15 protein-coding genes are annotated in these 12766 nt (G+C 57.0%); 12 read left to right on the top strand and 3 right to left on the bottom strand.

Annotated elements, in window-relative coordinates; translation table 11 throughout:
* Window positions 1–3: 3 nt before the first annotated feature.
* The 6 genes from SOM40_RS11020 to SOM40_RS11045 all read left to right on the top strand — a co-directional run bounded on the left by SOM40_RS11020 (window position 4) and on the right by SOM40_RS11045 (window position 7246).
* On the top strand, window positions 4–1455 hold the full coding sequence (locus SOM40_RS11020; RefSeq protein ID WP_320530984.1) for a tagaturonate reductase: 1452 nt from the start codon (window positions 4–6) through the stop codon (window positions 1453–1455).
* A 216-nt stretch (window positions 1456–1671) separates the two neighbouring features.
* Window positions 1672–2586 (top strand): bestrophin family protein, encoded by a 915-nt coding sequence (locus tag SOM40_RS11025; RefSeq protein WP_106992830.1) that lies wholly within the window; start codon window positions 1672–1674, stop codon window positions 2584–2586.
* Window positions 2587–2717: 131 nt separating this feature from the next.
* Window positions 2718–3713 (top strand): alpha/beta hydrolase, encoded by a 996-nt coding sequence (locus SOM40_RS11030; protein WP_320530983.1) that lies wholly within the window; start codon window positions 2718–2720, stop codon window positions 3711–3713.
* A gap of 47 nt (window positions 3714–3760) precedes the next feature.
* On the top strand, window positions 3761–4501 hold the full coding sequence (locus tag SOM40_RS11035) for a response regulator (RefSeq protein ID WP_320530982.1): 741 nt from the start codon (window positions 3761–3763) through the stop codon (window positions 4499–4501).
* Window positions 4498–5799, top strand: a complete 1302-nt coding sequence (locus tag SOM40_RS11040; RefSeq protein WP_320530981.1) for an ATP-binding protein — start codon at window positions 4498–4500, stop codon at window positions 5797–5799. The genes SOM40_RS11035 and SOM40_RS11040 overlap by 4 nt, the downstream gene beginning before the upstream one ends.
* 256 nt (window positions 5800–6055) lie before the next feature.
* Window positions 6056–7246: a cytochrome c biogenesis protein/redoxin gene (locus SOM40_RS11045; protein ID WP_320530980.1), complete on the top strand. Its 1191-nt coding sequence runs from the start codon at window positions 6056–6058 to the stop codon at window positions 7244–7246.
* Here SOM40_RS11045 and tam read toward each other — a convergent pair whose 3' ends face one another.
* Both tam and SOM40_RS11055 read right to left on the bottom strand, forming a co-directional pair.
* Window positions 7247–8005 carry a trans-aconitate 2-methyltransferase gene (gene tam / locus SOM40_RS11050; protein ID WP_320530979.1) on the bottom strand — a complete coding sequence of 253 codons (759 nt, stop codon included), beginning with the start codon at window positions 8003–8005 and terminating at the stop codon, window positions 7247–7249.
* 75 nt (window positions 8006–8080) lie between these two features.
* The gene (locus SOM40_RS11055; protein ID WP_225758835.1) at window positions 8081–8665 is read right to left on the bottom strand and encodes an NUDIX domain-containing protein; all 585 of its coding nucleotides are present in this window, start codon (window positions 8663–8665) and stop codon (window positions 8081–8083) included.
* Window positions 8666–8752: 87 nt separating this feature from the next.
* On the opposite strand from SOM40_RS11055, the gene SOM40_RS11060 reads away from it, so the two are divergent.
* The 5 genes from SOM40_RS11060 (at window position 8753) to SOM40_RS11080 (ending at window position 11362) form a co-directional block, all read left to right on the top strand.
* The gene (locus SOM40_RS11060) at window positions 8753–9514 is read left to right on the top strand and encodes a DeoR/GlpR family DNA-binding transcription regulator (RefSeq protein WP_320530978.1); all 762 of its coding nucleotides are present in this window, start codon (window positions 8753–8755) and stop codon (window positions 9512–9514) included.
* 191 nt (window positions 9515–9705) lie between these two features.
* Complete coding sequence (locus tag SOM40_RS11065) at window positions 9706–10044, top strand: hypothetical protein (RefSeq protein WP_146145502.1); 339 nt, start codon at window positions 9706–9708, stop codon at window positions 10042–10044.
* A gap of 137 nt (window positions 10045–10181) precedes the next feature.
* Complete coding sequence (locus SOM40_RS11070; RefSeq protein WP_261643582.1) at window positions 10182–10520, top strand: metalloregulator ArsR/SmtB family transcription factor; 339 nt, start codon at window positions 10182–10184, stop codon at window positions 10518–10520.
* Complete coding sequence (locus SOM40_RS11075; RefSeq protein ID WP_320530977.1) at window positions 10510–10941, top strand: YeeE/YedE family protein; 432 nt, start codon at window positions 10510–10512, stop codon at window positions 10939–10941. The genes SOM40_RS11070 and SOM40_RS11075 overlap by 11 nt, the downstream gene beginning before the upstream one ends.
* A gap of 10 nt (window positions 10942–10951) precedes the next feature.
* Complete coding sequence (locus tag SOM40_RS11080; RefSeq protein WP_320531010.1) at window positions 10952–11362, top strand: DUF6691 family protein; 411 nt, start codon at window positions 10952–10954, stop codon at window positions 11360–11362.
* Here the strand turns inward: SOM40_RS11080 and SOM40_RS11085 are convergent.
* Complete coding sequence (locus tag SOM40_RS11085; protein WP_320530976.1) at window positions 11359–11907, bottom strand: GNAT family N-acetyltransferase; 549 nt, start codon at window positions 11905–11907, stop codon at window positions 11359–11361. The two genes, SOM40_RS11080 and SOM40_RS11085, sit on opposite strands and share 4 nt — an antisense overlap.
* Before the next feature lie 169 nt (window positions 11908–12076).
* Here SOM40_RS11085 and grxB point away from each other — a divergent pair, with 169 nt between their 5' ends.
* A complete protein-coding gene (grxB, locus tag SOM40_RS11090; protein WP_320530975.1) occupies window positions 12077–12712 on the top strand; it encodes a glutaredoxin 2 in 636 nt (211 codons plus the stop codon).
* The last annotated feature ends 54 nt before the right edge of the window (window positions 12713–12766 follow it).

A 12766-nucleotide genomic window follows, 5' to 3' on the forward strand; every position in this document is an offset into this window, starting at 1 on the left:
ATTGTGAACACACTGAACCGTCGTGATTTCCCCGGTGCTCTCTATCCTGAACGTATCATCCAGTTTGGTGAGGGCAACTTCCTGCGCGCGTTTATTGACTGGCAGATTGACCTGCTCAATGAACATACCGACCTCAACGCCGGTATTGCGATTGTCCGCCCGATCAAAAGCGATTTCCCGCCTTCACTGAGCACCCAGGACGGCCTCTATACCACCATCATCCGTGGTCTGAACGAGCAGGGCGAAGCGGTCAGCGACGCGCGTCTGATCCGCTCAGTTAACCGCGAAATCAGCGTTTACGACCAGTACGATGAGTTCCTGAAGCTGGCACATAACCCGGAGATGCGCTTTGTCTTCTCCAACACCACCGAAGCGGGCATCAGCTATCACGCCGGGGATAAGTTCGAGGATGCGCCTGCGGTGAGCTATCCGGCAAAACTGACGCGTCTGCTGTTCGAGCGTTTCAGCCATTTCAACGGTGCCGCCGATAAAGGTTGGGTGATCGTCCCCTGCGAACTGATCGACTATAACGGCGACGCCCTGCGCGAACTGGTGCTGCGTTATGCTCAGGAGTGGGCGCTGCCAGCGGCCTTTACCCAGTGGCTGAACGACGCTAACAGCTTCTGCTCAACCCTGGTTGACCGCATCGTCACCGGCTATCCGCGTGACGAAGTGGCCCAGCTCGAAGCCTCTCTCGGCTATCACGATGCTTTCCTCGATACTGCTGAACACTTCTACCTGTTTGTGATCCAGGGGCCGAAATCACTGGCGCAGGAGCTGCGTCTCGACAAGCTGGCGCTGAACGTGCTGATTGTTGATGACATCAAGCCTTACAAAGAGCGCAAAGTGGCGATCCTCAACGGGGCGCATACCGCTCTGGTGCCGGTGGCCTTCCAGGCCGGGCTGGATACCGTGGGTGAGGCGATGAACGACACCGAGATCTGTGCGTTTGTTGAAAAAGCTATCCATGAAGAGATCATTCCGGTGCTGGATCTGCCGCGTGATGAGCTGGCCTCCTTCGCCAGCGCCGTGACGGGCCGTTTCCGCAACCCGTATATCAAACACCAGCTGCTGTCGATCGCCCTTAACGGTATGACCAAATACCGCACCCGCATTCTGCCGCAGCTTCTGGCAGGGCAGCAGGCCAGCGGCAAACTCCCGGCGCGTCTGACCTTTGCCCTGGCGGCGTTGATTGCCTTCTACCGCGCAGAACGTAACGGCGAAAGCTATCCGGTGCAGGACGATGCACACTGGATCACCCGTTTCCAGCAGCTGTGGACCCAGCATCATGACCAGCAGATCACCACCCGTGAGCTGGTGACGGCGGTGCTGAGCGTCAGCGAGCACTGGGAGCAGGACCTGACTCAGGTCAATGGCCTGGTAGAGCAGGTTGCGCTGGATCTGGATGCGATTCTGCTGAAAGGGATGCGCGAAGCGGTTAAACCGCTGTGTTAATTCGTTGAACTTTTCCCTCTCCCTTTGGGAGAGGGTTGATCCCCTTCATCCATAATAGTTACAACATACTTTAACCTATTCCTGTTACGCCACATCTTAGCCCCCGTGCGGTCTGCCATCCGCCTCGCAACAACGTCATCATTTTTTAACATGCTTGCAACCGTGACGACGATCACGTTTAATAGTCACCGCTCTTTTTTCCCGATGAAGCTGACTATGATTGTTCGTCCTCAACAGCACTGGTTGCGCCTGATCTTTGTCTGGCACGGTTCCGTGCTGACCAAAATCTTTTCCCGCCTGTTTCTTAACTTTTTGCTCTCTATCGTCGTGATCCTGATGCTGCCCTGGTATACCTCGCTGGGCATCCGGCTGACGGTAGCACCGTTCAGCATTCTCGGGGTCGCTATCGCGATTTTCCTCGGTTTCCGCAATAACGCCTGCTACGCGCGCTATGTCGAAGCGCGCCTGCTGTGGGGCCAGCTGATGATTGCCTCGCGCTCGCTGTTCCGCGAAGTCAAAAACACCTTGCCGGACGATCCGGCGCTGGGTGAGTTTGTTCGCCTGCAAATTGCCTTTGCCCATTGCCTGCGCATGACCCTGCGCAGACAGCCGCAGGCCGACCAGCTGTCGGCCTATCTTTCCGAGGAGAACCTGCGCCTGGCGATGGACTCCAGCTCGCCTGCCAACCGCATCCTGCTGATCATGGGAGAGTGGCTGGCGGTCAGGCGCCGGAAAGGGGAGCTGTCGGATATTCTGTTCCACAGCCTGAATATTCGTCTGAATGATATGTCGATCGTGCTGGCCGGCTGCGAGCGTATCGCCAACACCCCGGTGCCTTTTGCCTACACCCTGATCCTGCACCGCACCGTCTACCTGTTCTGCATCATGCTGCCGTTTGCCCTGGTCAGCGATCTGCACTATATGACGCCGTTCGTGTCGGTACTGATCTCCTACACCTTTATCTCGCTGGATACCCTGGCGGAAGAGCTGGAGGAGCCGTTCGGCGTCGAGAATAACGACTTGCCGCTGGATGCCATCTGCAATGCGATGGAGATTGATTTGCTGCAGATGAATGATGAGCAGGAGATCCCGGCGCGCAAGATGCCAGACAAGTATTACCAGCTGACGTAGGAGTTTGTATCCCACTGTATCTGCGCCGGAGCAGGATACAGCACCTTGCAAAACGGGCAATTTTGCACATATTCGCCATACATCATGGTGGTGAGATAAGCGGGTGTTATTCATAACCCGGAGATACCACCATGATGAACAAACTGGCTTACTCAACCCTCGCTCTGACGCTCTCTCTCGCCACCGTTTCTGCCTGTCAGGCCGAAGCGGCAGGCACCGACTATGCCGCCGCCTTTAAACAAATCCGCCAGATTGACGCGGGCGATCTGAATATTGGCTATGTCGATATCGGCCCGAAAAACGGCGAGCCGGTGATCCTGCTTCACGGCTGGCCGTATGATATTCACAGCTACGCCCAGGTCGCTCCCGCGCTGGCGGCCAAAGGCTACCGGGTGATCGTCCCGTACAACCGCGGGTTCGGTACCACGCATTTTCTGTCACCCACCACACCGCGCAACGGTCAGCCTGCGGCCATGGCAAAAGATGTCATTAACCTGATGGATGCTCTGAAAATCAAACGTGCGGTCTTCGCCGGTTATGACTGGGGCGCCAGAACGGCGGATATCGTGGCGGCGCTGTGGCCGGAGCGTGTTAAATCGCTGGTTTCGGTGAGCGGGTATCTGATTGGTAACCAGAAGGCCGGGGAAAAACCGCTCCCGCCGCAGGCTGAGCTGCAGTGGTGGTATCAGTTCTATTTCGCCACCGAGCGCGGCGAGAAGGGCTATGCCGCCAACACCCATGACTTTGCCAAACTCATCTGGACCCTGGCCTCGCCCGGCTGGAAATTCAGTGATGCCACCTTTAACGTCAGCGCCAAAGCCCTGGATAACCCGGATCACGTGGCGGTGACCATCAGCAATTACCGCTGGCGCCTGGGACTGGAAAAAGGTGAGCGCCGCTACGACAGCTATGAACAACGGCTGGCAGCGGGCCCGACCATCAGCGTGCCGACCATCACCATCGAAGGCGACAATAACGGCGCACCGCACCCGGCACCTGAGGTGTATGCCCCGAAGTACACCGGTAAATATCAGCATCGCACCTTTACTGGCAACATCGGCCACAACCCGGCCCAGGAAGATCCGCAGGACTTTGTTAAGGCGGTGGTGGATGCGGATAAGTTGTAAGCAATCTATGCTATTTTTGGCGCATCGCTGATAAACAGGAGCTTAGGGTGGAGACAACCGATCACATTCTTGTCGTTGATGACGACCGGGATATTCGCGAGCTGGTCGTCGATTATCTGGTGAAATCGGGCTACCGCGCCACCGGCGCCGCCAACGGCAAAGAGATGCGCGCCGTGCTCGATAAACAGGCGGTCGATCTGGTGGTGCTGGATATCATGATGCCCGGCGACGACGGGCTGACCCTGTGCCGCCAGCTGCGCAGCGGTCAACATAAAGATCTGCCGATTTTGATGTTGACCGCGCGCCACGACGACATGGATCGCATCCTGGGCCTTGAGATGGGTGCGGACGATTATGTGGTCAAACCCTTTGTGGCGCGCGAGCTGCTGGCGCGGATCAAAGCCATACTGCGCCGCCATCGCACGCTGCCGCCCAACCTGCAGGTGACCGAAGCCGGGCGGATCATCGCTTTTGGCGACTGGCAGCTCGACACCAGCGCCCGTCATCTGCTGGATGCCTCCGGCACCATCGTGGCGCTGAGCGGGGCGGAGTACCGTCTGCTGCGGGTGTTTGTCGATCATCCCCAGCGCGTATTAACCCGCGATCAGCTGCTTAACTTCACCCAGGGGCGGGATGCCGAGCTGTTTGAGCGCTCCATCGATCTGCTGGTCAGCCGCGTGCGTCAGCGTCTGAATGAGGATGTACGCTCACCACGGTATATAAAAACAGTGCGCAGCGAAGGGTATGTCTTTTCGATGCCGGTGAGCATTCTTGAGGCTAAAGAGTGAGGCTCTGGCCGCGTTCGCTGCATTATCGTCTGCTGGTGATCGTCCTGCTGGGATTGCTGCTCGCCAACGGCCTGAGCCTGACCCTGGTGATGGCCGAGCGCATGAGCAGCGTGCGCAACGTGATGCTGGGCAATCTGCAGGACGATGTCTCCACCAGTGTGGCGATTCTGGATCGGCTGCCGGCGAATGAGCGGGCGCAGTGGCTTCCGCGCCTTGACCGGGATAACTATCACTATCTGCTGGGGCCGGGGGAGCCGGGGGCTCCGCCGGCTGACGCCCGTTCCCGGGATGCAGTCCGCACCTTAACGGAGACGCTGGCGACCCACTATCCGCTGCGCTTCACGGCGGTACCGGGGCCGGTTTCGCATATTCAGGCGCACCTGACGCTGCGCGACGGCTCGCCGCTGACGCTGGATCTTACTCCCCGGATGCCGCCGGTGGCCCGCTGGCTGCCGGTGGTGTTTATTATTCAGCTGCTCCTGGTAGTGATCTGCGCCTGGCTGGCGGTGCGCCAGGTGGTGCTTCCCTTCACACGTTTTACCCGGGCAGTGGATACCCTCGAGCCCACCAGCCCCAATCCGCTGACCCTCACCGAGCAGGGCCCGCTGGAGGTGCGCCACGCCGCGCGGGCGTTCAATGCGATGCAGGACCGGATCCAGACCTCCCTGAAGGAGAGGGCGCAGATCCTTGCCGCCATTTCTCATGACTTGCAGACCCCCATTACCCGGATGCGGCTGCGGGTGGAGATGGCCGACCAGCCGGAGCTGCGCGACAAACTGACCCAGGATCTGGACAGCATGACTCGGCTGGTGCGGGAGGGGATCGACTACGCCCGTTCGTCTGGGGTATCACCCGAGCCGGTGCGCAAGGTCGATCTCTATAACTTTATTGATACGCTGGTCTGTGATTACGCCGATACGGGTAAAAACGTGCAGTTTAACGCGACCCGTACTGCCGTCCCTTTTGCTACCCGTCCGCAGGCGCTGCACCGCATCCTGACCAATCTGCTGGATAACGCCCTGAAGTTTGGCGACGCCGCAGAGGTGACGCTGACGGTGCACGACGACAGAGTGCAAATCGCCGTGGCGGATAACGGCCCGGGTATTCCGCGACATGAGCTGGCGGCGGTGTTACAGCCGTTCTACCGCGTGGAATCCTCCCGCAACCGGGAAACTGGCGGCACCGGGCTTGGGCTGGCGATTGCCGCTCAGCTCACCGCCCAGCTTGATGGTCAATTGCAGCTGGCGAACCGGCCCGAAGGCGGGCTTTGCGCACGGATTACCTTGCCGGTGACCTGACTTTCTCCCTCTCCCTTTGGGAGAGGGTTGGGGTGAGGGGGAACAAGCCGCACCGGTGCTTACCGCCGGGTGGCGGCTTCGCCTTACCCGGCCTACGAAACCACCGAAACCCGCCATTTGTACCAAACTGTATCCACCCGCTAAACAAATACAGCACCTGACAAAAATCGCAATCCACCACACATGCCGAACACATCTCCACGCTGTAATAGCCTCACTGCAATCGTCGCAGCCAACTGCTTTAGTGAGGTCTGTTATGTTTCTCGTGATCGCATTTTTAGGGGGCATGGTCAGCCTGCTCAGCCCCTGTACGCTTCCGGTTATTCCGCTGCTGTTCGCCGGCTTTCGTGGGCAGAAGCGCCAGCTTATCGCCATGCTGTTCGGCATGGTGCTCATGTTTACCCTGGTCGCCAGCCTGATCACCGTCGCCAGCGACTGGGTGGTCAGCGCGACCCTGGTCGGGCGCTGGATTGCGCTGGGGTTGTTGAGCCTGGCCGCGCTGGCCCTGATCTTCCCGACCTTTGCGCAGCGCATTGCTGGCCCGGCATTACGCCTCGGCAATACAATTAATACCCGCAGCACCCGCACCCGGGGGATAACCTCGGCGATGTTCGCCGGGCTGGCGGTCGGACTGCTGTGGTCACCGTGCGCCGGGCCGGTGTTAGGGGCCATTCTCAGTCTGAGTATCGCAGGGCATAACCCCGTCGCCACCGGTAGCCTGCTGGCGGCCTACGGCAGCGGCTGTGCGGTGATGCTCGCGCTGCTCGGCTTTAGCGGGCAGGCATTGATTGCGCGGCTGAAAACCAAATCAGGACTGATGGACGGGCTGCGAAAAGCGGCGGGGGTGGCGATGCTGATGTCGGTAGCCTTTACCGCATTCGGGCTGAATAGCGTCTTTCAGGGGGCAAACGGCGTGGCCGACCGTCTGGAGAAAACGCTGCTGCAGCTGGCGCCGGAAAGTCAGCCTCAGCCGACCCTCCAGCCGGTCGCGCAACCGGTCACCACCAGCGCCATGCCGTCGCTTGAAGGCGGTACCGGGTGGCTGAACGGTGAGCCGGTCACTCGGGCGTCGTTAAAAGGCAAAGTGGTGCTGATCGACTTCTGGACCTGGGACTGCATCAACTGTCAGCACGCCCTGCCGCACGTTCGCGAGTGGGCCAATAAGTATCAGGCCCAGGGACTGGTGGTGATTGGGGTACATACGCCGGAGTATCCGTGGGAAAAACCGCTGGCGTCGGTGCAGCAGGCCATCAACAAATGGCAACTCCCGTACCGGGTGGTTACCGACAACAACTATAAGATCTGGACGGCCTTCGGTAATCGCTACTGGCCAGCGCACTATTTCTTCGATGCCAAAGGCCAGCTGCGCTACGTCTCGTTTGGGGAGGGGAATAACGACAAGCAGGAGCAGGTGATCCAGCAGCTGTTGAAAGAGGCGAAGGCGTAGTTACGGTTCGCGTCGCGCAACTATAAACAACCGCGGAAAAGCCAGCAGTATCTGCCCGTTCTCCTGCAGCGGATACTGCTCCTCCAGCAGCTGATGATAGCGGTGCAAATAGCGTTGTTGCTCGCGCTCATTCAGCTCCTGCAGCCAGGGGCGCAGGCCGGTGGCGCTCACCCAATCGATAATGGCCTGATGTGAACTCATCTGGTGATAATAAGTAGTGCGCCAGATATCCACCTCGCATCCCGCCTCGGTCAGAATGTCGTAATACGCATGGACGCCCAGCAGGGCAGCGCGGCCGCGATCCGGATAATCCTGTTCAGATGCCACCTCCCGCATCAGCACATGGGTTGGCTCGAGATCGTTATCCGGCATCTGGATCGCCAGCACGCCGTGCAGTTTTAGCAGCGAGACCAGATGCGGCAGCAGTTCGTAGTGGTTTTCCACCCACTGCAATGAGGCGTTGGCGTAAATCACACTCAACGCCTTTTCCGGGCGATAGTGGCGAATATCGGCCTCAACAAAATGGCAGCCCGGCAGGGCGGCTCTGGCTTCTGTCAGCATAGCGGGTGAGGTATCAACGCCCGTGATATGTGCCGAAGGCCAGCGTTGTTGCAGCAGCGCCGTGCTGTTACCGGGCCCGCATCCCAGGTCGACCACATCGGTGACCTCATCCAGCGCAATGCGGGAGAGGAGCTCTAAGGCGGGGCGAGTACGTTCGGCACCGTACTGCAGATAGAGAGCGGGGTTCCAGTCGGTCATGCAGTCATCTCCGGTTTGTTCTTTCCAGAAGTGTAGATGATGATGACAGAAACCCGTTTCTGTCGGTGTGATTCGCTAGAGGATCCCCTTCAGGGCAACGTGATACAGCAGCATGATGGTTTTGCCATCGACAATCAGGCCGTCATCGATGGCCTGCAACGCCTGGTCAACAGGCCACTCCAGCACCTCGATATCTTCACCTTCGGCTTCAATGCCGCCTCCCTGGCCTTTGCGATCGTCAGGACGATACTCCGCGATGTAAAAGTAGAGTTTCTCGGTGACCGAGCCGGGGCTCATAAAGGCGTCGAAGACCTTCTCCACGCGGTCGATCTGATACCCGGTCTCTTCTTCCGCTTCGGCTTTAATCCGCTGTTCCGGCGCCATGTTGTCGAGCAGACCGGCGGCGGTTTCAATCAGATAGCCGTCGTGACCATTGATGTACACCGGAAAGCGGAACTGGCGGGTCAGGATCACCGTCCGTTTGTCGCGGTTGTAGAGCAGAATGGTCGCGCCGTTACCCCGGTCGTAAGCCTCGCGGTTCTGGCGTTGCCACTCCCCGTTACGGCGGCGCACATCGAAGGTATATTTTTTGAGTGTGTACCAGTCATCTGACAGCGTTTTGCTGTCGAGAATGCGTACTTCTGCACGATTTGATTGCACGGTGCCTCCTGTTTACGTAGAGTGGGCATCATAAACTGCACTTTCGTGCAATATCAAGATCAAACATGCAACCTCAGGAAAAGACCCATGCTCACTCGTCAACGCAAACAGCTGATCCTCGAAAAACTGAGTTCCGAAGGGCAGGTGCTGTCAAAAAACCTCAGCCTGGAATTTGAGGTGTCGGAAGATACCATTCGTCGGGATTTGCGTGAGCTGGCGGCTGACGGCCGCTTACAGCGAGTCCACGGCGGCGCACTACCGGCATCACAGGCGGTCTCCAGTTTTGCCGAGCGCAGCAGTCTGGGTATCGAGGCGAAAAAGCGGGTGGCGAAGAAGGGGGCGGAGCTGATCTCCCCGGGCCAGGTGGTGATTATTGACGGGGGGACCACCACCGCTGAGCTGGTGCGCTGCCTGGCTGCAGATCTCTCTTTCACCGCCGTAACCCATAGCCCGGGCATTGCTCTGGCGCTGGTGGACTATCCGCAGGTGGAGGTGATCCTGATTGGCGGGCGGCTGTTCCGCCACTCGGTGGTCACGGTAGGTGCTGCGGCCATAGAAGGTATTGCGCATATCCATGCCGATCTGTTTTTCATGGGGGTAACCGGGATACATCCTGACGCCGGGTTAACTACCGGAGATTATGAAGAAGCGTGCATCAAACGTGCATTTTCCGGCAGAGCTGCAGAAACGGTAGTGCTGGCCTCCCCGGAAAAAATCAACACTGCATCATCCTTCAGGATCGGTGAGCTATCGCTAATTAATACTGTGGTGGTTGAGGCCGATAGCGACAGCCGCTGGGTGGAGGCGGTCACTGGGCAAGGTGTTTCGGTTGTTAAAGTCAGATCCTGATAATTCCATTATTATGTTGCTTAAGTCTTATTTTCCGCGTTTATTCTCTTTGCCAGGAAAAATCACTCCGGCCACACGGCATGCCATACAAAAGCAAATAGATGCAAATATCAGCCAGCTCCGCTAAACAGAGGAAGAGCGCAGCCGCATAAGCTACGCTTCAGCTAATGCTTATTTAATAAAAGGACTGCATGATGCTGCAAAAAATCAGCCTGATATCTCTCGCCTGTTTGCTGTTTACCGGGTGTATGTCCAATGAGGGCACATCCCCCGAAGAGAAGAAGTTTCGCAAAGTCGAGTCCGCGGCAAGCGAGTGCGCCGAGATTGTGAAAAACCAGACTATCGAACTCACCGCCGAAGGACAGGATGCCAATACCCGCTGGACGACCATAGAGTATGTGGTGCCTGGCCAGCATACCCGCACGGTGGAGTATCGTACCTCCTCGGTGCTGGATAACGGCGAGCCGGGCAAGGCGTGGCAGACCTGTATGTCGGACAAAAAAGCCCTGGTGCCTGAACTGAAAATATAAACTTTTGCCAGGAATAACCGGCAGCGATCCCAGGATCCCTGTCGGTTTTTTTTTGCAGCACGGTCCGACATACAATATACTAAATTACAATATACTAAATTACATTATATAAAATTATATATTGATGGATGCAAACCATGGCTGTGATGGCAGATACTGATATTCAGGATGCAATGAAACAGGCGGCGTCAGGTGCCGCGGAGATCTTACGTGGTTTGTCCAATGCGGACAGGCTGCTGTTGATGTGTCAGTTAAGTCAGGGGGAAGCGAGCGTCGCGCAACTCGAAGAGGCGGTGGGGATCCACCAGCCTACGCTCTCCCAGCAGTTGGGGGTGCTACGCCGTTTAAAGCTGGTGGAGACCCGACGCACCGGCAAACAAATTTTCTACCGGATTGAGGATCAGCGGATCTTCGCGCTGCTCAATACCCTGTATGACCTCTATTGCCCACAGGCAGGAGACAATCATGTCGATTGATTTTATTCACTTTACGCCGCTGAGTAGCCTCGGCGGCGGGTTGTTAATCGGGCTTGCCGCCATACTGCTGATTCACTTTTGTGGGCGCATCGCCGGGATCAGCGGCATTGTGGCGGGCATGCTGACGAAGCAGACCCGGAAAGAAGGGTGGCGGATCGCTTTTTTAGCCGGTCTGATTGGCTCGCCGCTGCTGTTTGCGCTGTTTTTCCCGTTGCCGGACATTAACGTTGAGGCCTCCTGGCCGGTGATTATCGTGGCCGGTTTGCTGGTGGGCATCGGGACACGTCTCGGCTCGGGGTGTACCAGTGGGCACGGCATTTGCGGACTGTCGCGCTTTTCTAAGCGATCTCTGGTCGCCACGCTGACCTTTATGGTTGTCGGCATTGTTATCGCAACGCTGACCGGTTTATGGCTGGGCTGAGGAAAATATGATGCTGGTAATTATGGCGTTTCTGTGTGGTCTGATTTTTGGCGCCGGCTTGCTGATTAGCGGTCTGGCGAATCCTGAAAAGGTGCTTGGTTTTCTGGATCTCTCTCAGGCCTGGGATCCCTCACTTGCCTTCGTGATGATTGGGGCGATTGCGGTGGGGATCATTGGCTTTGCGCTGGTGAAAGGCAGAAAAAAGGCGTTTTGCGGGGTGCCGATTCTGCTACCAGACAATAACACCGTTGACCGCACACTGGTGGTGGGCGCGATCCTGTTTGGTCTGGGCTGGGGGCTGGCAGGCATTTGTCCCGGGCCGTCGTTGATATTGTTGGGTGCGGGCATTGGCAAGGGACTGCTGTTTGTTTTATCAATGCTTGCCGGGATGTGGATCGTTACCCGGGTCCGGTCATCTTAATCCACTTCTGGAATCACCAGGGAGGTGAGCACGTGGTCCTGCCAGACCCCATTGATCTTGAGATAAGAGGGCGCATACCCCTCTTTAACGAAGCCGAGGCTGGCCAGGGTTTTACTGCTGCGCGCATTATCAGGTAGGTGGTTTGCCATAATCCGATGAAAGCGGTAATTGACCTGCACATAGCTCAGCGTTTCCTTCAGCGCCTCGTGCATCAGTCCTTGCCCCTGATAAGCGCGATCGAGCGAGAAGCCGAGATAGCACGCCTGGAAAACACCAAAGATAAAGTTGGTGAAGTTGATGCTGCCGATTATTTTATTCTCGCCTTTTAAGGTGAAAACCAGTTGCAGGCATTTTCTCGCGTTGTAATCGCTCTGCGCACTCTCAATTCGTTGAGATACGCTCTCCAGCGTGAAATATTCCTCATCACGCAAGGGCTCAAAGGGCGCGAAATGCGATCGGTTTTCCCGCAGGAAAAGCAGGAGGCTGTCTGCCAGATCGGACGTCAGCAGATAAACGTCCGTCCTTTCGGTGGAGAATAACTTCATGTCGCGCTCTCATTAACATTATTGTCACATCGATTGTACTGATAATGATGTTGATTTCCAGCCTGCAACTGACTCAACCTACTAAAGTTAGGCTGGAAACCTTGACCCGATTTGCCAGAGGCTATGGCGTAGACATCCTGTTATCGAACTGTTCTGAAAAGAGAGTGCTATGAAATTATATGTGTATGAGCATTGCCCGTTCTGTATCCGCGCGAGAATGATCTTCGGCCTCAAACAGGTGCCTTTTGAGCTGGGCGTGATCATGGAAGGGGATGCGGAGACGCCAACCCGCATGGTGGGTAAAAAGGTTGTGCCGATCCTGCAGAAAGAAGAGGGCGTATACATGCCGGAAAGCATGGATATCGTTCACTACGTTGACCAGCTTGATGGCGCGCCGGTTATTACCGGGGAGTGCAATCCGGTCATTGAAGCCTGGTGCAAAGAGAATACGCGTGCCGTATTCAATCTGGCGATCCCGCGTTTTACCCGCGCCGATTTTAAAGAACTCGCCACACCCGCCGCGCGCGAGGCCTATACTCAGCGCGAGATTAACGCCTTTGGCGATATGGATACGTTGATGGCGAATAGCCAGACCTACATCGACACGCTGGTGGAAGCGCTCGGTAAAATCGAGGCGTACTTGCAAGGGCGACATCCTGTCAGTATCACTGATTTTTATCTCTTCCCGATCCTGAATTCGCTGACGATTGTGAAAGGCTTCCCGTACACAGAGGCGCTGCGCGGTTATCTGGACCATATTTCCTCGGCCTGTAACGTACCGCTGTTTACAGACAAAGCTTTATAACGGCCAGGGGGTATGCCCCTTAAAAAATGGTCTTCCGATTTTCGGTTGTGAGGG

The sequence above is a fragment of the Leclercia sp. CFBP8987 genome (genome assembly GCF_034044995.2).
Taxonomy (GTDB): Bacteria; Pseudomonadota; Gammaproteobacteria; order Enterobacterales; family Enterobacteriaceae; genus Enterobacter; species Enterobacter tamurae.